The following is a 25,081-nucleotide window of genomic DNA, read 5'->3' as shown; positions in this document are numbered from 1 at the left end:
GTGAGGTTAATACTCACACTGCCAATGTTTTCAACATTTCAAGCTCAAATTGTTAATTATTTTTCGTCACCGAAGCAGATGCCCATCTTTCTTGCGGCGGCTACTATTTCGTGGTCGGCAGGAACGGCTTTCAGCTTGCCTGCAATTTCCTCAAGCGGTACGGCAACTACTTTATTATTTACAAGTGCAACCATTTTGCCGTAGTCACCGTTTATTATAAGTTCGGCAGCTGCAATACCGAAACGGGTGGAGAGCACACGGTCGTATGCGTCAGGACTTCCGCCTCTCTGGAAATGTCCGGGTACGGTAACTCTTGTTTCCTGACCTGTTGCGTCTTGAATTTCTTTTGCAATTTTGTATGAGATTGACGGATATGCGATTTCAGCCATAGCGGCTTTTCTTTTTTTCTTCGGCATAGCCGCAAGCTCTTTTGAAATTGCACCCTCTGCAACGGCGAGAATTGAGAATTTCTTTCCGCTTTCGGTTCTTTTCTTAATTGTATTAATTACGGAATTAATATCGTACGGAATTTCCGGAATTAAAATAACATCCGCACCGCCGGCAATACCTGCATACAAAGTCAGCCAGCCAACCTTGTGCCCCATAACCTCAACAATGAAAACTCTTCCGTGTGAGGTTGCGGTGGTGTGAATACAGTCGATAACATTTGTTGCAATGTCAACGGCGCTCTGAAAACCAAATGTTTTATCTGTACCCCAAAGGTCATTGTCAATTGTTTTTGGCAGAGAAACAACATTCAAGCCCTCTTCACGCAAGAGGTTTGCGGTTTTCTGTGTGCCGTTTCCGCCGAGAACAACAAGGCAGTCAAGCTCAAGTTTCTTATAGTTCTTTTTCATTTCGGCAACTTTATCAACGCTGTTTTCGTCAATAACTCTCATAAGTTTGAACGGCTGTCTTGATGTGCCGAGAATAGTACCGCCCCTTGTAAGAATACCCGAAAAATCATCAGGTTTCATCATCCTTGTTTCGTTGTAAATAAGTCCTCGGTAGCCGTCAATAATGCCGATAATCTGCACGCCGTCATTGCCGTAATTCTGATAAAGTGTTTTTGCGACTGCACGGATAGTAGAGTTAAGTCCCTGACAGTCACCGCCGCTTGTTAAAATACCGATTCTTTTCATTCTGCTTTTTCTCCTTCCTTTGCAGGTACTATAGGAGTGCCTACTGTTCTTACATATGTCTGTTTTTTAACGGCATTTTGTGCCTGTTGTGCAAGTTTTGAAAAATGTTTTTGGCTGTTAAGTCGTTTTCTGCCACGCTTATCTACAAGGTGATATGTGGTGTCGGGTAACTGCTTTCTTGCATTTACCGTGTCTTTGAGCGTAACTTTTAAAATCTGTTCAACCCTGTTTTTAATGTCTTCGTCCTCAACAGGGAACACAAGTTCAACTCGTCTGTCAAGGTTTCTCTGCATCCAGTCTGCACTGCCAAGGTAGTAGAGCGGATTGCCGTTGTTTTCAAATTTAAAAATTCGGCTGTGCTCAAGGAGTTGTCCTACAATGCTGATTACCTTTATATTTTCACTCCATCCCTTTAATCCGGGAATAAGACAGCAAATACCACGCACGATAAGTTCAATTTTTACGCCTGCCTGCGATGCCTCGTAAAGCAAGCTGATAATTGCGGGGTCTACAAGTGAATTTACCTTTGCAGTGATTGATGCGGGAAGTCCCTGTTTTGCGTTTTCGATTTCTTTTCTTATCATTTCCTCAAAGAAAGGTCGCATACCTTGAGGAGCAACAATAAATTTATTGTATTCGGGCGGTAAAGAATAGCCTGTAAGTGTGTTGAATAATGACGATGCGTCAAGGCCGTATTCTTCACGGCAGGTAAACATACCGATGTCTGTGTAGAACCTTGCGGTGCTGTCGTTGTAGTTACCTGTACCCATATGCAGATAACGGCGGATTCCGTCCTCGTCTTTTCGTACAACAAGGCAGATTTTGCAGTGAGTTTTAAGACCTGTAAGTCCGTAAATTACATGACAGCCTGCTTTTTCAAGTTTGGTTGCCCACTGAATGTTATTTTCTTCGTCAAAACGAGCCTTAAGCTCAACGAGTACAGTAACCTGTTTGCCGTTTTCGGCGGCTTTAATAAGTGCCGCAACGATAGGAGAGTTACCGCTTACACGGTATAAAGTCTGCTTGATTGCAAGTACATTCGGGTCTTTTGCGGCTTTTTTGACAAAGTCAACCACCACATCAAAACTCTCATACGGATGATGAACAAGTCTGTCTTTTTCACGGATAGCCTCAAAAATATCGTCGCAATCGTAAAACTCGGCAGGCGGATTTACAGGTGTAATAGGCTCGAAACAGAGCTTTTCGCAGCCCTTTATTCTTGCAAATTTAGAAAGGAAAGTAAGGTCAAGCGGACCGTGCTGTACATAAATTTCGTCCTCGGTTACATGCAATGCATCTACAAGGAATTTGCGGATTGACTTGTGGCATTTTTTAGAAAACTCAAGTCTTACAGGCACACCGCGCTGACGCTTTTTAATGGATTTTTTAATTTCCTCCATAAGGTCTTCCGTGTCCTCGTCAATGTCAAGGTCAGAGTCCCTTGTGATTCTGAAAGCTGCCGACTGTTTGATGTTATAAAGCTCAAACAGTTCGCCGAGATGAATAGTAATAATTCTTTCAAGGGTTATAAAGTCACGCTTGCCTTTTGCGGGAAGTTCCAAAAATCTCGGAAGGATTGACGGCACTTGTACAAGCGCATAAAATTCTTCTCCCTCTGCATTTGTAAGCAGAACTGCAATGTTAAGACTTTTGTTTGCAAGCAATGGGAAAGGTCGGCTTGTGTCAACCGCCATCGGTGTGAGAACAGGGAATACCACTCTCTGAAAATAATCGTCTGCAAATGCTTTTTGCTCGTCGGTCATTTCATCTGCCTTAACAAAGTTAATACCGTTTGCTCTCAGTGACGGAATAATGGAACGATTGTAGCAGTTGTACTGCTTTTCGGCAAAGGCATGTACTTTTTCACTGATTTTTTTCATCTGCATTTTAGGTGTAAGTCCCGACGGGTCGGGCTTATTTGTGCCACGATGAATATTATCAAGTACGCCTGCAACACGAACCATAAAAAATTCGTCAAGGTTTGAGGCTGTAATTGAAAGGAAGTTACATCTTTCCATTATAGGATTTTCCTTTTCAAAAGCCTCTTCAAGTACACGGGCGTTAAAATCGAGCCAGCTTAGCTCTCTGTTATTGTAAGGCATTTCAAGCCATTTTTTTAAATCTTGTTTCTTTTTTACATCAATTGTTGAAGCCATTATATCACTCCTTATTATTCTTATTATATTGTTAAATCTTAAATATTTCAAGTAAAATTTATGTAAAAGTTACAAAAAATTTTTAAAAAGTCATTCCTAATTATTCGCATTAAAAATATGGACAACCTTTTTTTAATTAAAGGCTTGACCTAAATTATAAATTACTCGCCTTAAACCACAATTTGTGCCAAGTTTTGATAAAAACTTTTTTAGTGAATTGTTATTTACCTTAAATCTGAAATTGTAAAAAATAACCGCCTTGTACTGCGAATACAAGACGGTTATAAAAATAATTTGTCTTAAAAGATAAACAGCTAAAGCCGTTTCTTTACACTAACTATATTATCGTAATTAAAAATTCGTGTCAACAGATTTATGTCAACAGTCACTGATACTGTTGAAAAATATTTGACAGAAAAATATAATGATTCATTTACTTTTGATTCCTATGGAAACAACTCTTGGTCATCTGTAAAAACCACACTTATATATAGAGATAAACATATAGAGATAAACAAAATAATAAGTTCTGTGTTGAATTTGATAATAATTCAGCTATAGATAATTACGGAAGCATACTTTACGATAAAGAAATTCAACAGGATTTACAGAAAGGTACAAATAGTGAAAATAAAGTTTTTGCAGACACAAGTTTATTGTATTTCGGACTTAACGAAAAATTTAACAATTACAATGCTTAGCAAATCTCATCGCAGATATTTCAAAAAAATAACACACCCTGAAAAACCAAGGTGTGTTATTGGCGCGCTGGAAGAGACTCGAACTCCCGACCTTCTGATTCGTAGTCAGACACTCTATCCAGCTGAGCTACCAGCGCATATGCGGTTAATTATTAACCGCAAGTAGTATATTACCACATTCTTTTAGAAAAAGCAAGTGTTTTTTGAAATTTTTTAAATTTTATCATCAAAGAATGCAAAAAATGCTCTGTAAGCCATATATACATCAATTTTTGATACGATTTCAAACGGTGCGTGCATACAAAGTACAGGCACACCGAGGTCTACTACATCAACATTCATATTGGCAACATACTTGGCGATTGTTCCGCCGCCGCCCATATCAACTTTACCGAGTTCGCCGACTTGCCACATTACATTGTTTTTCTCAAGCAAAGCTCTTACCTTGCCCATATACTCGGCAGACGCATCGGAAGTATCGTACTTTCCGCCGTGACCTGTGTATTTTGAAATTACAACGCCTTCGTTAATATAGCAAGAGTTCTTTGCTTCGTAAGCGGATGCATATGTTGGGTCATAAGCTGCGCTTACATCTGCCGAAAGACAGGTGCTCTTAGACAGCGCTTTGTAGCCGTCAATACCGTCCTGCTTTGCAAGGTCATATATAAAGTAACGCAAAAAGTCGCTCTGCATACCTGTATTGCCGTCGCTGCCTGTTTCTTCTTTATCTGTAAGATAAGTAACGCAGGTCTGCTCCGGAGTTTCAACATCAAGCGAAGCCATTAATGCAGGGTAAGCGCAAACCTTATCATCGTGACCGTAACCGCCGATCATACTTGCGTCAAAGCCGATATCTCTTGCTTTGAATGACGGAATAAGACAAAGTTCTGCCGAAAGAAAATCGCCCTCTACAATACCGTATTTCTTATTGAGAATTGACATTACATTGAGTTTTACAAGGTCTTTTTCGTCATTGCCGTCTTCGTACGGACGGGAGCCGACAAGAACATTGAGATCCTCACCTGTAAATACCTTTGCAAGCGGCTTTGAAACCTGGTCTTTAGCAAGGTGTGGGAGCAAATCAGTAACGCAAAAACAAGATTCGTTTTCATCGTCACCCCAAGTAATGTTTACCTTTGTGCCGTCAAGTTTTACAACTGTGCCGTGGAGTGAGAGGGGAAGTGCTGTCCACTGATATTTTTTAAGACCGCCGTAGTAATGTGTTTTGAAAAGTGCGAGGTTTGTGTCCTCATAAAGTGGATTCGGCTTTAAATCAATTCGTGGTGAGTCAATGTGAGCGATTGCAAGTCTTGCACCGTTCTTTACACCGTTTTTGCCGATAACAGCAAGTGCGATTGCTTTGTCACGGTTTACATAATAAACCTTATCGCCTGCGTTATATGACGCATTTTCATCGTATTCTGTAAAGCCTGCTTTTTTCGCAAGTTCAAGTGTGTAGCTTACAGCCTCACGCTCAACGGGAGAATGGTCTAAAAACTTTTTATAGCCTACGCAGAAATCGTCTGCTTTTTTAATCTCTTCGGCATTGAGAGTTGCTACGCCCTTGCTGCCTTTCATCATAATTTCTTCTTTAAGAAGTGTAGCTTTGCTTTTTTCGTCTGACATATTTATCTTCCTTTCATCAGATGTACCATATTATTTTATGAATAATATAACTCAATATACTTTGCTTTTGCGTCCGTTACCCGTTCAACATATTCTTTTGTTTCGGGATACGGTATATCTGTAAGCGTTACACCGTCGGTACTGTAATTCGGATCATCAAGCCAGTCCGAAACCACAAATCCTGCGTTGTACGCTGCAATAGCCGATGTTTCTGTCCCATAAAAATCAAGAAAATATTTTAAAAGATAAGAGCCGTAATCTATACAGATTTCGGGGTTATATAAATCTTCTTCCGTATATTTGCCCTCACAATCTCTTACCTGCTGCAGCCATTCAAACGAACTCGGCATAACCTGCATAATTCCGCAAGCACCCGCATCCGACTGTGCGTCTGCATTAAAGCCGCTTTCCGTACGGATAACGGCATATATGAGCGATTCGTCGAGTTCGTAATCTTTTGCGGCTTTTTGAACATATTGGCTGTAATCTCTCGGATAGCTGAGTTCGAGCAGTTGTTTTTTTGCGTTGTCATAGTAATTAAATACAAACAGTGCAAGCAAGACCGCCGTTAAAACTATGCAACCGCCAACAATAAAATTTTTTCCCTTCTTTTTGGGTTTCTTTTTGTATCGGGGATTTGCCGCCATTAAATCACCTGCCGTATGTATCCGAATAGCCCCTCGGCTTTGTCGATAAGTTCTTGCTTTGTGCCGTTGTTTTCAAGAATAAAGTCCGAATTCTCTTTAAAATAGTTTTCGGAAAGTTGAGCGTTTATACGACTTTCCGCCATTTCTTCCGAAATTCCGTCACGCTGCATTATGCGCTGTTTGCGTATGTTTTCATCAGCCGTAACGCTTATGATATAATCGCAAATTACATTTGCTTTACTCTCAAAAAGCTGCGGTGCGTCAAATACAATGAATTTTTTATCGCTGTTGACAAGTTTTTCCGTCTTTTCAAGGAAAAGGGAAAGTACAAACGGGTGGATAAGTTTGCCGAGAACGGCGGTTTTTTCTTTTGTTGCAAATGCCCTTTGAGCAAGTTTCTTTCGGTCAAGATTTTTGTTCGGCAAAATAATGTCACTGCCAAATTCAGCCGAAAGTATCTTAAGACATACCGAGTCGGGCATATAAAGTTCCGCAACAAGCTCATCGGCATTTATTACCGCTGTGCCGTTTTTTGCAAAAACTTTTGATACAGTGCTTTTGCCTGCGCCCGTCTGACCTGTAAGCCCCAATATTTTATATTTTTTCAAGGTCTATCACCTCATAGCCTGCGGCCCTTATAAGTCTGTTGTAAAGTGCCATACCTACGCCATCGCAGGACGGAAGTCTTGAGTAAGCGGTGTCAATTCCGCCGACCTCGTCAACCTCTCTCAGCATATCAAAAAGTCTGTGCGCCTGCTGTGCATAGTCGTGCCTTTTGCCAAGCGAAAATGTTTTTACCTTAAGCTGCGCAATATCTTCATCACAACACAGTGCGGCGGTTTTGCCGTCATCCTTGCTGTTCACATAATTAATATATTCTTCGTCTGTGCCTTTAAGAAGTATAACTCTCGCTTTCGGCGAATAATGCTTGTACTTCATACCCGGGCTTGCCGCCTTTTGATTAGGGTCAAGTTTGTCGAGTACCGCCTTGTTAAGTTCGACTTCTCCGATTGTATCTCTCAATTGTTCAAGGGTGATTCCGCCCGGTCTTAACAGGCAAGGAACTTCGCCCGCAAGAGTGATAACCGTACTTTCAACGCCGACTTCACTTGCACCGCCGTCAATAATTGCCTCAATCTTACCGTTCATATCATTCATAACATGGGTTGCGGTTGTAGGACTCGGAGAGCCCGAAATGTTTGCGGACGGCGCAGCGAGCGGTGTATTTGCCGCCTTAATGAGCGCTCTTGCAACAGGGTGTGACGGACAGCGAATTGCAACGGTTTCAAGACCTGCCGACACTTCGTCAGGAATAATCTCCGATTTTTTCATTATAATTGTAAGAGGGCCCGGCATAAATTTTTCGGCAAGAATTTTTGCCTTTTGGGGAATTTCGGCGACAAGACCGAATTTTTCAATATCCCCAAACTCCGCAATATGAACAATCAGCGGATTATCCATCGGTCTGCCTTTTGCCTTAAAAATTTTGGCAACGGCTTTACCGTTCAAAGCGTCTGCCGCAAGTCCGTAAACGGTTTCGGTCGGCATACCTACAAGTCCGCCGTTTCTTAGGATTTCTCCTGCTTTATTTATATTTTCCTGTGTACTGTCGAGCAATAATGTTTGCATATTGTCACCTTGCTTATGAATTTTCCATACTTTCTTTGAGTTTTTCTGCTCTGTCTGCGGTAACAAGAGCGTCTATAACTTCATCAAGATTTCCATTTAATATATCCTCAAGTTTGTAAAGCGTAAGTCCGATTCTGTGGTCGGTCAGTCTGCCCTGCGGATAGTTGTAGGTTCTAATTCTTTCACTTCTGTCGCCCGTGCCGACCTGTGACTTACGGTTAGCGGCAATTTCACTCGCCTGCTTATCCTGCTTTTCTTTTAAAAGTCGGCTCTTGAGCACCTTGAGCGCTTTATCTTTGTTTTTGTACTGACTTCTTTCGTCCTGACACTCAACAACCGTACCTGTCGGCAAATGAGTAATACGGATAGCCGAACTTGTTTTGTTGATATGCTGACCGCCTGCGCCGCTTGAACGGAAAGTATCTATTTTCAAATCTTTAGGGTCAATTTCAAGCTCCACATCTTCCGCCTCGGGAAGAACGGCAACGGTTGTGGTAGAAGTATGCACTCTGCCCTGGCTTTCGGTTTCGGGCACACGCTGAACACGGTGTACACCGCTTTCGTATTTAAAGCGTGAGTAAGCACCCTCGCCCTCAATCATAAAAGAAATTTCTTTATAGCCGCCGAGCTCGGTTTCGTTTGCGTTTACTATTTCTACTTTATAACCCTTTTTCTCGGCATACATACTGTACATTCTGAAAAGCACCGCACTGAACAGTGCCGACTCTTCGCCGCCTGCTCCGCCACGAATTTCCACAATAACATTTCGTTCGTCATTTGGGTCTTTCGGCAAAAGCAAAATTTTAAGTTTTTCCGAAAGCTCCTCTATGTTCTGTTTTGCCTCGTCAAGTTCAAGCTGTGCAAGTTCCTTTAAGTCGCTGTCGCCGCTCTCTTCAAGAATTTCAATGCTTTCGTCTTGAGATTTTACCGCCTGTTTGTACTCTCGGTAAGTAAGCACTATTTCTTCAATAGACTTAAGCTCTTTCATTGTTTTTTGATATTGTTCCGGATCTGCCGCAACAGACGGTTCGTAAAGTCTTTGCGAAAGTTCGGAGTATCTTTTATCAAAAATTTCTATTTTTTCAAACATATTATTTTTCCTTATCGGTTAAAATTTTTTTAATATTCTTTTCGATTTTATTTCGCGGCACCATAACTTCTCTGCCGCAGTTTGTACAACGGATTTTAAAATCCATTCCAATCCTTAATATTTCAAATTCCTTGCAACCGCACGGGTGCGGTTTTTTCATTTCAACTCTGTCACCGACATTAACCTTCATATTAACACTTCCGATTGCACAAAAGCTAAAAATATAAGTAAAACAGACGCTTTTTTCGGTTTCTCGACCATTTGTCAGCATTTTGTTTTATGCTACTATTGGTTTTTATTATATATCAATACTGCCAAAATATCAAGAGCCTGCTTTAATGACTTTTACAAAGATTACAAATAATTACAACATTATTAAAAAAATATTGTCTTTTGCGGAGCTTTGTGGTAAAATATTCTTTGATAAACAGAAATGTAAACATAATTGACAGAAAGGAAGATTTAAATTGTTTTTTAAAAAACTCAAAAGAATTCCGGCAATGTTCTTAGTTTGTGCATTACTTTTTACCACAGTATTTTCGTATTCAATGATTGCTAATGCGTCATCGTCTTTTACACCAAGACTTGATGCACCGTCATACAGCAATGATTATTATTACAGCAATAAAAATATTTATTACCAATACGGCTATGGTATGCCAAACTGCACAGCTTATGCTTACGGCAGAGCATACGAAATTCTTGGCAGAGATCCCGGACTTTGTCACTATGACGCTTACGAGTGGTATGACTACAACGACGGCTACAGCAGAGGTCAGACTCCGAAAGTCGGCGCTGTTGCTTGTTGGGAATATTACAGAAACGGCGAAACAGGCGGTCATGTTGCCGTTGTTGAAAAGGTAGAGAACGGTACTGTTACATTTTCAAACTCTGCGTGGGGTTGGGAAAACTTCTATCTTACATATGCAGATGTTAATGACCCTGCAATGGGTGAATCAGGTTGGAATTTCCAAGGCTTTATTTACCTTGGCGACTTTGATAAGAACAACAATAACAAAGATGATAACGATACCATTACATACAAAACAGGTGTTTACGAGGTTGAAGTAAGCGATTATCTTAATATGAGAGAGAGCGCAACAACTTCATCAAAAACTGTTTATCAGATTAAAAACGGTACAGAGCTTTATGTTACAGATGTAAAACAGTCCGGCGGTTACACATGGGGTTATACAACTTATAAAAATGTAAAGGGTTGGGTAGCTCTTGATTATTGTAAATATCTTAGGGACAAGCCGCTTGATAACGGAAACAACTACGAGCACGGTGATATTAATATGAACGGTGCTGTGGATATTCTTGATATTACAGAACTTCAGATGTATGTATCTAAAAACGCTGATTTCACCGATACACAGTTAAAGCTTGCAGATGTTGACGGAAACGGCAAAATTGATATAAGCGATGTAACAGAATTACAGCGTATCATTTCATTAAATAAAGCATAAACAAAATTACGGTCATTCGCATAAAGTTTGCGAATGACCGTTTTTTGTCAGTGTATTTTAGGCTTTATCGAAAGTTGGGGTAAATTGAGAATTAGCTAAGCACTTTTTAACAATTATAAAAGTAAGGTCAACATTTTTAAAGGTTTGACCTAAATCTATTTATATACAAAATGATTGCCTATTTTCAACCTTTCAAAAATGCAACGATTCTTTCAAACTGCATTGAGTGTGAGGCTTTTACCAAAACTGTATCACCTTTTTTGAGCAGGCTTTTTAGGTCGGGTAGGAGAGAGTCTATGTCTGCATACCACTTTCCGCCGCTGCCCTCGGCAAGTGCTTTGGCAAGCGGGCCGACTGCAATTACAAGGTCAACGCCTTTTTCTTTTGCGTGTTCGCCTGTTTTGCGGTGCATTTCAAGTTCGTTTGTGCCAAGTTCTTTCATATCGCCGAGAATTGCAACGGTTCTGCCGCTGAAATTTACAAGTGTGTCAATACTTGCCATAACGGAGGTCGGGTTTGCGTTGTAGCAGTCATCAATGATTTTGTAATCTTCGGTATTGATAACATTTGCACGGCTGCCGACGGTTTTATAAGCCTCAACACCTTTTATAAGTTGTTCGTCATTAAGTCCGCAAAGTTTGCCCACTGCCACGGCTGCAAGTGCGTTTGAAACCATATAACTGCCGATTGCAGGAATTTTTACGGAAAGTTTTGTGTCGCCGAAACAAAGGTCGGCAAGCACTCCGCCGTCCGCATTGTTTTGAATATTTTCTGCGTAATAGTCATTTTTGCGGTCAAGACCGAAGAAGATTGGCTTTTTGCCGTTTACTTCCGTTACTGTAGAAAGTTTATCGTCGTCGCCGTTGAGTACAAATTCCGCATTTTCGCTTGCAAATTTAAACATTTCGGTTTTTGCCTTTAAAACGCCGTTGCGGTCGCCGAGGTTTTCAAGGTGACAACAGCCGATAATTGTAAGTACGCATACAGTCGGCTGTACCATCTGCGCAAGTCGGCTCATTTCGCCAAAGTCTGAAATACCCATTTCTATTACAGCAGCCTCGGTATCTTCGGGCATTGCAAGGAGAGTGAGCGGTACGCCGAGTTCGTTATTTAGGTTGCCTTGTGTTTTGTGAGTTTTGTATTTTTGAGAAAGTACGGCATAGAGCATCTCTTTTGTAGAGGTTTTGCCTACACTGCCGGATACGCCTACTACAGGAATATCAAATTTTTTGCGGTAGGCCATACCGATTTTTTTAACCGCCTCAAGTGTTGAGTCAACAAGAATATACGGCTTTGTCGGGTTCTGCGGCGCTTTTTCGCAAACAGCGCAGACAGCGCCGTCAGCATAGCATTTTTCAATAAAATCGTGTCCGTCAACACGCTCTCCTTTAATGGCAAGGAAAAGAGAATTTTCCTTAATGCATCTGCTGTCACGCTCAACCGATGAAATTGCGGTTGATTTTAAGCTTTCGTCGCCGACATATTTACCGCCGCAGGCAGCGGCTATTTCTTCGAGAGTAAATTTTTTCATATTAATCACACCCTGTAAAATTTTATTTGTTTTATATTACTCTAAATATACCAAAAATACCTTGCTTTTGCAATAGCGGTAATATTCTGCGGTTATATAATTATATTCAATCGGTTATGCAAGTTTTGCATAACCGATTGATTTATTAATGAAATAAGAATAGCTTTATTTATTGACTAATCAGTCTATTTTTGCTATTATTTTATTTGTAATAAATTTAGTTTTATTCTGAAAGGCGAGATAGTATGCAGTTGTACAAACAGTTTTGCAATGAAGAATTTAATAGTGATAATACGCTGAAAAGTTTTAAATTAAAATTTGAGGATAATTATAATTTCGGATACGATGTGCTTGATAAAATGGCAGAGAAAGCACCGAATGATATTGCACTTGTGTGGACAAATCCCGAGGGTGAAGAACGAATTTTTACTTTTGCCGACTTAAGCAGACTAAGCAATAAAGCCGCAAATGTTTTCTTGAAATACGGTATAAAAAAGGGCGACAGAGTTTTGCTGATGCTCAAGCGCAACTATGAATATTGGTACATTGTTACGGCTCTGCACAAACTCGGAGTTGTTGCAATTCCCGCTACAAATATGCTTACTGCCGAGGACATAAGCTACAGAGTAAATGTTGCAAATATTAAAATGGCTGTATGTACTCCCGACAGCGAAACGATTGAACATCTGCTAACAGCGGCAAACCAAGAAAATTCATTAAAAACCGTATTTGTTGCGAGAGAAGATTTTGACGGTACGGTAAATATTACAAAAGAAATTGAAAATGCAAGCGACGAGCTTGAACGGGTAGAAACCAAAGCTGACGAGCCAATGCTTATCTACTTTACATCGGGCACAACAGGCTATCCGAAGGCGGTTGTGCATAATCATATTTATTCTTTGTGCCATATAATTTCCGCAAAATATTGGCAGAATGTAAAAGAGGGCGGACTGCATTTTTCAATTGCCGAAACAGGCTGGGCAAAGGCATCATACGGAAAAATCTACGGTCAGTGGCTTTGCGGTTGTGCGGTTATGGCTTTTGATTTCGATAAATTTTCTCCGTCAAAAATTTTGAAAGTAATTGAAAAATTTAAGGTTACATCATTCTGCGCACCTCCGACCGCTTACAGATATTTTGTGAAAAAAGGTATGCAGAAGTATGATTTGAGTTCACTCGAATACTTGACAACTGCAGGTGAGGCGCTCAATCCGATTGTTGCCGAGGCTGTATATCAACAAACAGGACTTCATCCGATGGAGGGTTACGGTCAGAGTGAAACCACATTGCTCATTGCAAATCTCAACGGTACTCACGGCAAAACGGGTTCAATCGGAAAACCAAGCCCTATGTATAATATAAAACTTGTTGACAGCAACGGCGATGAAGTAAAGCAGGGCGAAACAGGCGAAATAGTAGTTGTTCCGCCAAAAGACAGAAAGCAGTACGGTATATTTACAGGCTACATAGGTGACGAGCAGATGTACCAATATGCGTGGAGAAACGGAATGTACCACACAAACGATACCGCATATATGGACGAGGACGGCTATTTTTGGTATGTCGGCAGAGCCGATGACCTTATAAAAACAAGAGGATACAGAGTAGGCCCGTTTGAAATTGAAAATGTGCTTATGAAACACCCCGCCGTGCTTGAGTGTGCGGTAATCGGTGTTCCCGATGATAGCCGTGGACAGGCAATCAAGGCAATTATTAAAACCGTTGACGGCTGCGAAGCGGACAAAAATCTTGTAAATGAAATTAAAGGATTTTCAAACAAGCGTCTTGCATCATATAAGTGGATTCAGTACATTGAATTTACCGATGAAATGCCAAAGACTGCAAGCGGAAAAATTAAGCGTGTTGCCCTTAAGGCAAGAGCCTGAAAGTTTTGAAATTAACATAATATATGCGTTTCTGTACGCAGAAAAAATCACCGTAAAGTTTTTGCTTTGCGGTGATTTTTGAGTTTTTATTAAAAACTGTAATAAATTATGTTTTGACAGAATACTTTGTCAAATAATTATAAAATTCGGTTTAAGTTATTGATTAAAATATCTGCAATATGATATATTTATTCTATAACTTATGAAGTATATGAGGCGATTATATGTCAAATGCAATTCCTACAGAACTTTCGGTAAACGGTAAAAATTACTCCGTAATAAAATTGCTTGGCAAAGGCAAGGGTGGTTATTCTTACCTTGCATCCGACGGTACAAATCAGTATGTTTTAAAGCAGATTCATCACGAGCCGTGTAGCTATTATCAGTTTGGCGACAAAATTCAATCCGAATTAAATGATTATAACCGCCTTAAAAAAATCGGAATAACTATGCCGAAAATGCTCGACATAGATATTGAAAACGAACGGATATTAAAGGAGTACATAGAGGGCGACACAATATTTGATATGGTAAAGGCAGACAGAGTAAAGCCAGAATATGCGGAGCAGGTAAAAGCAATGTGCAAACTGCTTTACGCAAATAACACGAATATAGATTATTTCCCGACAAATTTTGTAGTGCAAAACGAAACCCTTTATTACATAGACTACGAATGTAATGATTATATGGAAGAGTGGAATTTTGAAAATTGGGGTATAAAGTATTGGTCAAAAACTCCTGAATTTATTGAATATGTAAATACACATTAATTTTAAAATCGGTACGCTCTGTGCCGATTTTTTAAATGCAGATTGGTTATACTGTTAATGTAAATCTTTTCAGAGGTGCTTTAATGGTAAAGATAATAACAGATTCTGCATCGGATTTTGAACCGAACGAACTGAAAGAATTAATGATTGATTGTATTCCTCTTTCCGTAAATTTCGGCGATGAGGAGTACAAGGATAATGTTACTATTTCAAAAGATGAGTTTTTCGAAAAACTAAAAAACACAACGGAAACCGTCAAAACTTCGCAACCGTCACTGCATGATATAGTAGAAGAATTTGAGGCTGCCGAGCATAGCAAAGACGGAGGTGTGGCAATTTTTATGTCGTCAAAAATCAGCGGAACGGCAAATACCGCACAAATTGCCTGCGATATGATCGGCTGCAAAAATGTGTATGTTATTGATTCACTGACCGCTTCGGCAGGTCAAAAACTGCTTGTTGAATATGCGGTAAAACTGCGCAGACAAGGGAAAAACTCAAAAGAAATTTATGGAGAAATCGAGCGCATAAAAACGAAAATATCGTTGCTTGCCTGCCTCGATACCCTTGAATATCTGCATAACGGCGGCAGAGTAAGTCAGACAAAAGCAATGCTTGCGACTGTTGCCCGTATAAAGCCTGTAATAAGACTCAGCGGCGGCAATGTTGAGTTGCTTGCAAAAAGTTTTAACATTAAGCGTGGCATAAAAAGCCTTGCCGAAAGGCTTGAAAGGGAAGAGCTTAATCCTCATTTCCCTGTATATGTAATGTGTTCCGACAACGAAAGCCTTGCAAATGATTTGACAAGCGACATAAAAAGGCTGCTGCCGAATGTGCATAGCATTGAAACTGTAAAAGTCGGTGCGGTTATAGGCAGTCACATAGGCACAAATGCGTGTGGAATTGCATTTGTAAAATTATGATTTTAAAGATTACGGTTTAATAAAAAAGTTTGAATAAGTGTTTTAGAATTGCTAAAGATGCACTCAATTTCGGAGTGCGTCTTTATTGTGTATTGAGATGTTTTTATATTTGACTCTTTTTATGTTGTTAAATTATCCCCGATATGCTATAATCAGAAAAAACTAAGCGAGGGATAAATATGGTAAGAGAAGTAGTAAGAGATCCGATGTTTTTACAGAGAAAATCGGTTGAAGCAAATATGTCGGATATGCCGATAGCCGTTGATTTGCTTGATACTTTAAAAGCAAATTTTGAGGGCTGTGTAGGTATGGCCGCAAATATGATTGGCGTTTCAAAAAGAATTATTGCAATAAGCGATAACGGAAAGTATATTCTTATGTTTAATCCTGAAATCGTTAAGGCTTACGGTGAATACGAAACCGAAGAGGGCTGTCTGTCGCTTGACGGGGACCGCAAAACAAAGCGTTATAAAACTGTAACCGTAAAATATGCCAACGATAAATTCAAAACGGTTACACGCACTTTCACAAATTTTACGGCACAGATAATTCAGCACGAAATAGACCATTGCAACGGAATTTTAATATAAAGCAGTCTATAAAATGCAATGTTCCGAGTGGGCTTAAAAATGAGCCGACCTCCAAAAAGTTAGACTCTGTGAATTTATCAATTTTTGTATAAGCGTTATCCTGATTTTTATGGGCGTTATGAAAGTTTTATAAAATTTCTTGCAAAATTGAATATCTATATACTTTGTGCTTGAATTTGGCTATGATAAGAAAATTTTAAATTTCAGCTGATTTTTTTGCAAAAATCTATTGACAAAGGGTAAAAATAACGCTATAATTCAAGTTGTAAAGTAAAGTTTCCGGAAAACTTCTTATTTTAATTTAATTTGAAAATGAATAATCAAGAACAAAGAGGTTCACTTTATCTTTGAAGAATTTGCAATTTAAATTTATTTTCCTGCAAATTTCAAAGATGCGGTGAACCTTGTTTTTATTCAGTCGGTTTATGTGGAGGTTTTAAAATGGATGCAGGAAATATAGCTTTTATGCTTATCTGCTCGGCTTTGGTGTTCCTTATGACTCCCGGCCTTGCAATGTTTTACGGCGGACTTGTTCGCAAAAAGAATGTAGTAAACACAATGATGACTTCAATTTTCATCATCGGTACAGGCATTGTAATGTGGGTACTTTTCGGTTACTCACTTTCGTTCGCACCAAGCTCAAACGGCATTATAGGCGACCTTAGTTGGATAGGACTTGAGGGCGTATCTCTTACCGAGGGTTACAAAGATGGTGCGGCTATTCCTAATATGGTATTCTGCGGATTTCAGATGATGTTTGCAATTATTACTCCTGCTCTTATTACAGGTGCTGTTGCAGGCAGAATGAAGTTTAAATCACTTTTCGTATTTATCATTCTTTGGTCTTTAATTGTTTATTATCCTCTTGCTCATATGGTATGGGCAGACGGCGGACTTCTCGGTCTTGACGGTATCGGTGCTCTTGATTTTGCCGGCGGTGATGTTGTTCACATCAGTTCGGGTGTATCAGCTCTTGTCCTTTGCATTATCCTCGGCAAACGCCACGATTACGAACACGCTAACTACAGAATCCACAATATTCCTACAGTAGTTTTAGGTGCTTCACTTCTTATGTTCGGTTGGTTCGGCTTTAATGCAGGTTCTGCACTTGAGGCAAACGGACTTTCTGCACACGCATTTATGACAACAGCCGTTTCTGCGGCAGCCGCAATCCTTTCTTGGATGCTTTGCGATGTATTTAAAAACAAAAAGCCTACACTTATCGGTGCAAGCACAGGTATGGTTGCAGGTCTTGTAGGCATTACTCCGGGCGCAGGTTTTGTTCCGATTTGGGCGGCAGTAATTATAGGTCTTACAACAAGCCCTGTTTGCTACCTTATGATTTCATTCGGTAAAAAGAAATTCGGCTTTGACGATGCACTCGACGCATTCAGCTGTCACGGTACAGGCGGTATCTGGGGCGGACTTCTTACAGGTGTGTTCTCAAGCACAGCTATTAATGCAGACGCAGGCAACGGACTTATCTACGGTGAGTTTGCTCAGTTCGGCGCACAGGCTTTAGGTATTGTAATTACACTTGTAATTGCAGTTGCAGGTACACTTATCTGTTACGGCTTAACAAGAATTCTTACAGGTAAAATCAGAGTAAGCAAGCGTGACGAAATGCTCGGACTTGATATTACACAGCACGGTGAATCTGCTTACCCGTCATTTAACGGTCTTGATAATTAACGGAGGATTAACATATGGATAACAATAACGAAGTTCAGCTTATTAAAATAGAGGCTGTTGTAAGAGAGGAAATGTTCCTCGATGTAAAAAAAGCGTTAATGGATATAGGCGTAAACGGAATCACAGCCTATCAGGTTGTAGGTTGCGGTATTCAAAGAGGTATGTCCGAATATGTAAGAGGTCAAAAAGTAGATGTGCAGGTATTGCCTAAAATCAAGTTTGAAATAGTTGTTTCATCAGAAGAATGGGAAGCAAAAACCATAGAAGCTATTAAAAAGACTGCGTTTACAGGCAATCCGGGTGACGGTAAAATCTTTACTTACTACTTAAAGCAGGCGGTAAAAATCCGTACAGGCGAAACCGGCTACGATGCAATTCAAACTCCTAATTTTGACGATTAATAAAAGTAAGTTATGTTGGTTTAAAAATCTTTCTAATTTATATTTTCAAAATAAAAGTGCGGTAACTGCGGTTATTGCGCTTTTGTTTTTGTAATAATTTTAAAATTTAGGTCAAGCCTTAAGGTTGACCAAACTTTTATAATCGTTAAATACACCGAAAAAATATTATTGAAAAATCGGCAAACATCATAGCAAAGTCCTGTTTATTACCCAGCCGGTACTGTATAATTTAATTATAGCTAATTATAGCTAATTATAACAAAGCCCCAAATAAACTTAAGGAGTTGTACAAATGCCTGACGCTGATTTATATGTTAATGTCTGCATTTTCGTAATTATAAGCTACGCTATGCGTTATCCCGTAAAGTCAATATTGTTCAAAAAGCCCCAATCTCAACAAAAAAATAAGAAACGAAATGCGGCAACAAGGCATACATCACGCAGAAAAGCTGCGTAAAAAATAACAAGACAGCTTAGTATATAGGCTGTCTTGTTTGTGCTTATTCAGTTGTTTTTTGCTTACGGGCAACTGCCTCGCAAAGTGCAATAAAAATAATAAAAAGCGGTGTTGTAATCGGTTGAGCAAGGTTTACCACAGCCTGCACGGCATAGCTGATAACAGATACCGCAAAAGCAATTGCAATCGGATTTTTACTTGCGGATTTAATCGCACCTTTCAGCGCTCCGAAAATTATCGAAAGGTAAGAAGCAAGTCCGAAAATTCCCGTAGTAATAAGGTAATTTATGTATTCGTTGTGGGCACAGTTTGTGGAGCTGTCACCGTAATGTTTAAGCCCCTCAAAATACGGTTCAAACACGGTGGCAAAGGTGTCAGGTCCGCATCCGAAAAGTTTGTTGTAAAGAGAAAAATCTCCGAATATATAGAAAGACCTTATCCACATATAGCCACGGTGAGTACCCCAGCTGTCATTAAATCTCAAAAAACTTTTCAAAAAGCCGATATTTGTTTTTGTGTCAATTACACTGAAATAATATACGGCAAAAAGCATTGCAATAATGCAGGCAACAAATATACTGCCGATTATAATAGGAACGGCAAGCGGTAAAGTCTTGTCGGGAATTTTGCTGTCTGCAAAAAATAAAATTGCGGTAATTATTGCGAACAATGCAATTGCCGCCCATATGATTTTTGAGTAAACAAGCAGACTCTGAAATTCCGAGATACCTTTTGATTTGTCACCTATAAAAAAGGAAAACAAACGAAGAATTTTGCCGCTTAACAGCATAATTGTTGTTGCGAGGAAAAATCTTTTAAGTCTTGCAACGCTGCGTGAAAACCATATTAAAAGCACGGCAAAAACAGTGCCAAGACCAAGTATACCCGAGTAGCTGTCGGCTGTCATAAGAGCCATATAACCGAATGCGGACGAAATATGATAAACGATACGGTGATTACGATTTTTGCTTATAACCGAAAAAGCGACGGTTACGGGCATAACAACGCAGATAAAACTTGACATAAGGTTTTTGTTGCCAATTGTGGAGGTAAAGTTTGTGATTGTCTGCTCATCTGTAAGGCTTGCAAACATTCCAAGCGGATCTATGTAAAAACAGTTGAGAATATCAAGCAGATATATTGCAATTGAACAACCTGCAAGGGCAACAAAGACATAGTTTTTAAAACAAAAAAATCTGGTAATTAAAAAATAAACCACCGCATAAAAAATCATCAGCAATAAACCGTTGTTTCTTCCGCTAAGACCCAAGAAAGCATCGGCAGGATCTTGAGAAAAAACAGTGGATACGGTGCATACCAAAATGAATGCACCAAATGCATAGTCTGTAAACGATAACTTTTTGCACCAAGGCACGGATTCGGCTTTGTCTTTTGTTCCGCTTTGCGAATCGGAATTAGTGATTGCAACAGCGCCAATCATCAAAACAAGCACCGCAGTGACAACAAGAAAAAAATAATATTTGTCGTGTCTTATATTATAGTAGTAATCCGTGTAAAATAGGGGAAAGAGCGTAAACATCGCAAGCAAAAAGAAGTTGACAAACTTGCTTTTTACAGAATATTTATCCTCGTTCAACCCGTTTGAGATTTTTAGTTTTGTATTGTCAGACATATAAAACCGCCCTTCAAAGTAATATATTTAATCAGTGTAATCATATTTTATACCCCATTACAGCGTATGTCAATTAAAGAAAAATAAAAATCACGAAAGTTTCAAAAAAATTAAAAATAATTGTTGACAAATCAAATTTTATGTTATATAATAATGAAGCTGACTTGTTGAGGCGACAAAAATTAAATAATTTCGAGGTGTAGCTCAGTTTGGTAGAGTGCTTGGTTTGGGACCAAGATGCCGCAGGTTCAAGTCCTGTCACCTCGACCATAAGAGGGTAACAAAAAAGATGTCACCCAAAAAAAGCTCGATTTAATCGGGCTTTTTTGCATTTTATAGAGCGTTTTTAATAGGTTTAAATAGATGTCAAAACTTAATTTTTTTTGCAAACATACAGGATTTGAACCTATGAAAATCAGCTTTTAGCATTTTTTAATTAAATTTAATATTGTTATTGCAGAGTCAATTTTATAGAAATATAGAATTGGCTCTTTTTTTATTAGCAATCGTTTTTATTTTTTGATTAGAACGGTTGCTTTTTTATTTACAAAAAATTGAAAGGATGAATGATAACAATGACTAATTACGAGAAAATCAAACAGATGTCAATTGACGAAATGGCTCGCAGCTGTATGGACTTTTTTGATTGTCCATATGGCATACCACGGTATTTTGATGTTGATTGTCCTAAAGAAAATCAGTTTAACGGCAGCTGCATTGACTGCACAAAACATTGGCTTGAAAGTGAGGCAGAAGATTGACCGCAAAAGAAATCAAAGACATAAACCGAGAAATTACGAGGTTAAAAGCTAAGATTGCACGCATAGCCGCCGAGGCTGACAATACATCGCCTAAGATGTCGGATTTACCGAGTGCAGGTCAAACATCTGACAAAATCGGCAATGCGGTGGTGCAGATATTCAGAGGGAGATACAAAACCTTGAAATCCGCCGAAACGCAGCGCTCAACAGCCTCTCCCGTGACGATTTTGTGGAGAACTGTTTGTTTATGCACCTTAGCTTGCGATACAGCTGGGCGAAGATAGCAGTTGATACAGGCGGAATAAATACACCGGATAACATAAGAAAAATGTGTAATCGTTATCATTGGTAATTTGTCCGTTTTTCCGTTCTAAGGGTGATATAATATAAAATGAAGAAATCGATAATAAGAGGCATTTTGTAGTTCTCCTTTTTCAAAAATAACGGCAGACCGCTCTCACTTGAGGTTGGTTTTGCTTTTGTGGGGCGGAATTAATGTATAAAGATAAAAGCTCCTATGGAAGCTATGACAAAAAATAGAGTGTATGCTACTCTTGACAAACAGAGCGACATAAAAAGTGTTACTTTTTATGACAACTACGGCGAAAGAATAAAACAAATTGACGTTAAAGGTAGACCTCATAATGGAATGATGCCACATACTCATTTGGGCTATGAACATAATGAAATTGGAGATCGTCAATTGACTGATAAAGAACAGAAATATGTAAGTGTATTATTGAATAAATGGGAAAGAAAAAGAAAACACTTGAATATTTAGAAATTTATTGATATAATATTATAAACGCAGGGGATAGTTTAAATAGGAAAACAGTTTTTACAGATTCCGGTGCAACTCCGGGCCCTGTGTTTAAAGACAGTACAGAAATGTGCTGTCTTTTCTTTTGCTGATTTTTACATAAAAGAGAGGTGGTGACGGTGGCAAAAGGAAAGTATGAAAAATGGCTTAAAGAAGAAAATTTATTACTGCTTGAGGGTTGGGCAAGGGACGGCTTGACCGATGAGCAGATAGCTAAGAATATAGGAATTACAGTATCAACATTTTATGAGTGGAAGAAAAAGTATTCGGAGATTTCGGAGTCCTTAAAAAAGGGCAAAGAGGTTGTGGACTATGAAGTTGAAAATGCGTTGTTATCCTCTGCTCTTGGGGGCAACACAACGGCACAAATATTTTGGCTGAAAAACCGTCGCCCCGACAAGTGGCGGGATAAGCAAAAAGAGGAAACCGACAAGACCGCACTCGACAAGCTCGACAGCATTTTGAAAGAAATCAAAGATGAACGCAGAGGAAAACAAGCCTGTAGAATACAACGGCAAGACATACACAAAGTACGAGACAACCCAAAGGCAGCGCAGACTTGAAACCGCAATGCGGGCGCAAAGGCAGAAAATAAAATTGCTTGAAGAAGGCGGGGCTGACGAGCAAGCAATAATTAACGCTCGTGCAAGATATGTAAAAACTTCCGATGAATATGTGAACTTCTCAAAAAGCGTCGGACTTTCTCAACAATGGGACAGAGTGACAGTCGGCAGTAATACCGTAAAAGGCATTACAAAACCAAAGAAAGCCGAAATGCCGTTAAGAGGTATCAAGAATGTCGACGACGGAAAAATCAGAGGTATGAACAGCAATCAACATATTGCAAATTCTTCAAAAGGTGATATACTAAAAGAAGAAAGTAAAGAAAGATTTAGCGGCAGATATTCTGCAAGTCAAGAGAGAATTGACCGGTTAATACAGGATGATTTGTCAGGGATAAATTTTACCGAAAAACCTGTTTACAACTCTCGTATAAGGTCTAATGGAAAAACTACTGTTAGAGAGTTTGCAGATGGCACAGTAAAAGAAGTTGTAAAAGTTGAAATTGGCAAACAAGATAATAGTAGTGCCGAGTTTTTAGAAGACTCAATATTGCATGAAGAACTTGAAGCGAGAATAGCAATTCGCTCTAGATACTCAAAACGATACAAAAAGTTATATAAATCAAACGATGACGAAAGACATAGATACATAAATCGTGTTATAGAACGATACTTTAAAATTAAGGGGTGGAACTATGAGTTGGCAACAAATTGAAGACATATTGTTTGATGGCACAGAAGATGATATTAAAAATTTGAGTTGCCCGGAATGTAAAACTCCAATTTACTACACATATAATAAGGGCGCAAAATCATTAAAGTACGGTTGTAAAAAATGCGGTATTTCTATCAGGTCAAATGGTTGTTTTAGTCAGCCGAATTGTTATCGTTATCAGTAAAGTCAGGAGTGATTTGGAGTGAAAAGAATATTCCATGAAGATGATTCGGTAATAAAAAAGATACTAAACTCTATTGGCAATGATGAACTTTCAGAAGAAGAGAAAAAGCGTTCAATGTCAAATGAGTTTGACTATTTGGAAGAAGACTAACCGCTCCGTAACAAGATCGGTTTTGTTAGTCTTTTTGGATAGGTTGTTTTAGGTGGAAAATTTCGTCCCCGTCCACACGCCGATGGTTTGACAGGGAGCAATCTCGAGAGATGCAGGAGAAAGGGATGCCTGCCAAACAACCAATCCGAAGCCACTTGTACCTTGTATAAGTGGCTATTTCTATATCTAAGCCTATCAGCACTTAATCAATCGGATTGAGTGCTTTTTTAATACCCAAAATCAGAAAGGTGGTGACAAAATGAAAGTAAAAGTAGTTGTGTCGTTTAATGATAAAATGAACGGTCTTATCAACAGACCTGTCAATGAAGTCTTTGAATGTACCAAAGACCGAGCGAAAAGCCTTATTGACAGAGGTTTTGTTATTGAGGTTGAAGACAACAAAAATAAAGCAGACTAAGCACCCTTGCATTTGATTGCATAGGTGCTTTTATTTTACCCCGCTGTTGGTTTATACGGCTGAATTTCTACAGCAGGCAAAGCGGCAAGGCAGGGCGGTTGCCCCGATTGTGCAAAATATATCGGCAAGGTGTTTATTGATGATGTGTATTCAAACGGCAAAAAGTCGGACGGCGATTATCCGCTGCTTTCAACCGCCATAGCGGAGGGACTTTTTCACCCACGCTGTAAGGACAGCACAAGCACCCACTACCCAGAACTTGACGATTTGAGCGGACCTCTCTCTGATGACGAGCTTGCAGAGCTTGACCGCCAAAGAGGACTTGAAGTACAGCAACAGCACGCAGAAAAGCAAGCCAAACGCTTTGACCGCAGGGCAAAATACAGCCTTGACGAGGATAACAAGAAGTTTGCTAAAGCAAGAGCAGACGAGTGGCACGACAGGGCAGAAAAACTGTCGGAAAAAACAAGAGATTTTACTATCGACGACAGTAAGCAGAAATATTATAAGCCTGTAGTTGACGGCGGTGAAGAAAAAGACTTTAACAGAAAAAACAGCGGTAAAAAAATTACAGTAAAAGCACATAAGACCACGGGCAGTAATGATATTTATTTATCCGATAAAGTAAAACTGAAACGCAAGCAATTCCATAAGTTTGATAAGAATGTTACAAAGATTTATGAAATGCTCGGTCAGAGCAAATCTGAAAATAAACCTGCTATTTGCATATTATCGCCCGAAGAAATGGGCAATAATGCAGTTGCAACTTACATACCGACCGATAATGTTTTAACTGTAAATTCAGCTTATTTTACAACTAAGAATTTAGCCGAATTGCAGAAATCATTTGCATGTCCTGACAGTGAATTGAGTTCGGTACTTCATGAGCTTATTCATTGGCAAGATGCCGAGAACTACAAGCGCAAATTCGGTGGAATTACCGATTATAACGCATATTGCGATTATCTTAATAAAATTTATGCTCCAAAGGTTGAAAAATTGATAAACAGCGGTTATAATATAAGTGATATAAGCGAGTATGCCTATAGAAAAATGATGGAAATAAAACCTGAATTTGATGAAATTTTTGATGAATACCGAGTAAAGACACTGTTAGGAGAGTGATT

At 39.2% G+C, this 25,081-nt stretch carries 27 protein-coding genes and 2 tRNA genes; 18 read left to right on the top strand and 11 right to left on the bottom strand.

The features are described from left to right. Positions 1-56: 56 nt before the first annotated feature. From H8R91_RS07350 to H8R91_RS07310, 9 genes are all read right to left on the bottom strand, one after another. Positions 57-1,142 (bottom strand): 6-phosphofructokinase, encoded by a 1,086-nt coding sequence (locus tag H8R91_RS07350; RefSeq protein ID WP_022234463.1) that lies wholly within the window; start codon positions 1,140-1,142, stop codon positions 57-59. Next, a complete protein-coding gene (locus tag H8R91_RS07345; RefSeq protein ID WP_022234462.1) occupies positions 1,139-3,298 on the bottom strand; it encodes an RNA degradosome polyphosphate kinase in 2,160 nt (719 codons plus the stop codon). Before H8R91_RS07345 ends, H8R91_RS07350 begins: the two co-directional genes overlap by 4 nt. Before the next feature lie 761 nt (positions 3,299-4,059). Beyond that, positions 4,060-4,136, bottom strand: a tRNA-Arg gene (locus H8R91_RS07340). A gap of 76 nt (positions 4,137-4,212) precedes the next feature. Then, the gene (locus H8R91_RS07335) at positions 4,213-5,625 is read right to left on the bottom strand and encodes an aminopeptidase (protein ID WP_186935482.1); all 1,413 of its coding nucleotides are present in this window, start codon (positions 5,623-5,625) and stop codon (positions 4,213-4,215) included. Between the two features lie 35 nt (positions 5,626-5,660). Continuing rightward, entirely contained in the window at positions 5,661-6,272 is a 612-nt protein-coding gene (locus H8R91_RS07330; RefSeq protein ID WP_178586018.1) for a lytic transglycosylase domain-containing protein, read from the bottom strand. Next, a complete protein-coding gene (coaE, locus tag H8R91_RS07325; RefSeq protein ID WP_186935481.1) occupies positions 6,272-6,880 on the bottom strand; it encodes a dephospho-CoA kinase in 609 nt (202 codons plus the stop codon). The genes H8R91_RS07330 and coaE overlap by 1 nt, the downstream gene beginning before the upstream one ends. Then, positions 6,867-7,901 (bottom strand): L-threonylcarbamoyladenylate synthase, encoded by a 1,035-nt coding sequence (locus tag H8R91_RS07320; RefSeq protein WP_186935480.1) that lies wholly within the window; start codon positions 7,899-7,901, stop codon positions 6,867-6,869. The genes coaE and H8R91_RS07320 overlap by 14 nt, the downstream gene beginning before the upstream one ends. 13 nt (positions 7,902-7,914) lie before the next feature. Next, entirely contained in the window at positions 7,915-8,991 is a 1,077-nt protein-coding gene (gene prfA, locus H8R91_RS07315) for a peptide chain release factor 1 (protein ID WP_186935479.1), read from the bottom strand. Position 8,992: 1 nt separating this feature from the next. Further along, positions 8,993-9,181 (bottom strand): DUF951 domain-containing protein, encoded by a 189-nt coding sequence (locus H8R91_RS07310; RefSeq protein WP_022234456.1) that lies wholly within the window; start codon positions 9,179-9,181, stop codon positions 8,993-8,995. 277 nt (positions 9,182-9,458) lie between these two features. On the opposite strand from H8R91_RS07310, the gene H8R91_RS07305 reads away from it, so the two are divergent. Further along, positions 9,459-10,460: a CHAP domain-containing protein gene (locus H8R91_RS07305; RefSeq protein WP_186935478.1), complete on the top strand. Its 1,002-nt coding sequence runs from the start codon at positions 9,459-9,461 to the stop codon at positions 10,458-10,460. A 184-nt stretch (positions 10,461-10,644) separates the two neighbouring features. On the opposite strand, the gene H8R91_RS07300 is transcribed toward H8R91_RS07305, so the two are convergent. Next, positions 10,645-11,991: a UDP-N-acetylmuramoyl-tripeptide--D-alanyl-D-alanine ligase gene (locus H8R91_RS07300; RefSeq protein ID WP_186935477.1), complete on the bottom strand. Its 1,347-nt coding sequence runs from the start codon at positions 11,989-11,991 to the stop codon at positions 10,645-10,647. Positions 11,992-12,236: 245 nt separating this feature from the next. On the opposite strand from H8R91_RS07300, the gene H8R91_RS07295 reads away from it, so the two are divergent. The 7 genes from H8R91_RS07295 (at position 12,237) to H8R91_RS07265 (ending at position 18,710) form a co-directional block, all read left to right on the top strand. Next, positions 12,237-13,877, top strand: coding sequence for an AMP-binding protein (locus H8R91_RS07295; RefSeq protein ID WP_186935476.1), 1,641 nt, complete (start codon positions 12,237-12,239; stop codon positions 13,875-13,877). A gap of 224 nt (positions 13,878-14,101) precedes the next feature. Continuing rightward, positions 14,102-14,647 (top strand): BUD32 family EKC/KEOPS complex subunit, encoded by a 546-nt coding sequence (locus tag H8R91_RS07290; protein ID WP_186935475.1) that lies wholly within the window; start codon positions 14,102-14,104, stop codon positions 14,645-14,647. A gap of 83 nt (positions 14,648-14,730) precedes the next feature. Then, positions 14,731-15,570, top strand: a complete 840-nt coding sequence (locus tag H8R91_RS07285) for a DegV family protein (RefSeq protein WP_186935474.1) — start codon at positions 14,731-14,733, stop codon at positions 15,568-15,570. A 179-nt stretch (positions 15,571-15,749) separates the two neighbouring features. Next, positions 15,750-16,160, top strand: coding sequence for a peptide deformylase (locus tag H8R91_RS07280; protein WP_186935473.1), 411 nt, complete (start codon positions 15,750-15,752; stop codon positions 16,158-16,160). Between the two features lie 441 nt (positions 16,161-16,601). Further along, entirely contained in the window at positions 16,602-17,852 is a 1,251-nt protein-coding gene (locus H8R91_RS07275; RefSeq protein WP_186935472.1) for an ammonium transporter, read from the top strand. Between the two features lie 14 nt (positions 17,853-17,866). Further along, positions 17,867-18,253: a P-II family nitrogen regulator gene (locus H8R91_RS07270; protein WP_022234815.1), complete on the top strand. Its 387-nt coding sequence runs from the start codon at positions 17,867-17,869 to the stop codon at positions 18,251-18,253. Positions 18,254-18,545: 292 nt separating this feature from the next. Beyond that, on the top strand, positions 18,546-18,710 hold the full coding sequence (locus H8R91_RS07265; RefSeq protein WP_022234814.1) for a hypothetical protein: 165 nt from the start codon (positions 18,546-18,548) through the stop codon (positions 18,708-18,710). A gap of 43 nt (positions 18,711-18,753) precedes the next feature. On the opposite strand, the gene H8R91_RS07260 is transcribed toward H8R91_RS07265, so the two are convergent. Then, a complete protein-coding gene (locus H8R91_RS07260; RefSeq protein WP_186935471.1) occupies positions 18,754-20,343 on the bottom strand; it encodes an O-antigen ligase family protein in 1,590 nt (529 codons plus the stop codon). Positions 20,344-20,536: 193 nt separating this feature from the next. Here H8R91_RS07260 and H8R91_RS07255 point away from each other — a divergent pair. The 10 genes from H8R91_RS07255 (at position 20,537) to H8R91_RS07215 (ending at position 25,079) form a co-directional block, all read left to right on the top strand. Continuing rightward, a tRNA-Pro gene (locus H8R91_RS07255) sits at positions 20,537-20,613 on the top strand. Positions 20,614-20,918: 305 nt separating this feature from the next. Beyond that, a complete protein-coding gene (locus H8R91_RS07250; protein ID WP_186935470.1) occupies positions 20,919-21,104 on the top strand; it encodes a hypothetical protein in 186 nt (61 codons plus the stop codon). Then, positions 21,101-21,388: a hypothetical protein gene (locus H8R91_RS07245; RefSeq protein ID WP_186935469.1), complete on the top strand. Its 288-nt coding sequence runs from the start codon at positions 21,101-21,103 to the stop codon at positions 21,386-21,388. Before H8R91_RS07250 ends, H8R91_RS07245 begins: the two co-directional genes overlap by 4 nt. Positions 21,389-21,621: 233 nt before the next feature. After that, positions 21,622-21,885: a polymorphic toxin type 24 domain-containing protein gene (locus tag H8R91_RS07240; protein WP_186935468.1), complete on the top strand. Its 264-nt coding sequence runs from the start codon at positions 21,622-21,624 to the stop codon at positions 21,883-21,885. A 158-nt stretch (positions 21,886-22,043) separates the two neighbouring features. Further along, the gene (locus H8R91_RS07235; protein ID WP_186935467.1) at positions 22,044-22,487 is read left to right on the top strand and encodes a helix-turn-helix domain-containing protein; all 444 of its coding nucleotides are present in this window, start codon (positions 22,044-22,046) and stop codon (positions 22,485-22,487) included. After that, a complete protein-coding gene (locus H8R91_RS07230; RefSeq protein ID WP_186935466.1) occupies positions 22,402-23,202 on the top strand; it encodes a phage minor capsid protein in 801 nt (266 codons plus the stop codon). The genes H8R91_RS07235 and H8R91_RS07230 overlap by 86 nt, the downstream gene beginning before the upstream one ends. Further along, the gene (locus H8R91_RS07225; RefSeq protein ID WP_186935465.1) at positions 23,183-23,386 is read left to right on the top strand and encodes a hypothetical protein; all 204 of its coding nucleotides are present in this window, start codon (positions 23,183-23,185) and stop codon (positions 23,384-23,386) included. The genes H8R91_RS07230 and H8R91_RS07225 overlap by 20 nt, the downstream gene beginning before the upstream one ends. An 18-nt stretch (positions 23,387-23,404) precedes the next feature. Further along, a complete protein-coding gene (locus H8R91_RS12290; RefSeq protein ID WP_279287580.1) occupies positions 23,405-23,536 on the top strand; it encodes a hypothetical protein in 132 nt (43 codons plus the stop codon). Positions 23,537-23,795: 259 nt separating this feature from the next. Further along, positions 23,796-23,954: a hypothetical protein gene (locus tag H8R91_RS07220; protein WP_186935464.1), complete on the top strand. Its 159-nt coding sequence runs from the start codon at positions 23,796-23,798 to the stop codon at positions 23,952-23,954. Positions 23,955-24,083: 129 nt separating this feature from the next. After that, positions 24,084-25,079, top strand: coding sequence for a hypothetical protein (locus H8R91_RS07215; protein ID WP_186935463.1), 996 nt, complete (start codon positions 24,084-24,086; stop codon positions 25,077-25,079). The last annotated feature ends 2 nt before the right edge of the window (positions 25,080-25,081 follow it).

This window comes from Ruminococcus intestinalis, from assembly GCF_014288065.1.
GTDB lineage: Bacteria > Bacillota > Clostridia > Oscillospirales > Acutalibacteraceae > Ruminococcoides > Ruminococcoides intestinale_A.
The sequence above is the reverse complement of the archived record's forward strand: the minus strand, read 5'-3'. Positions and strand labels throughout refer to the sequence as shown.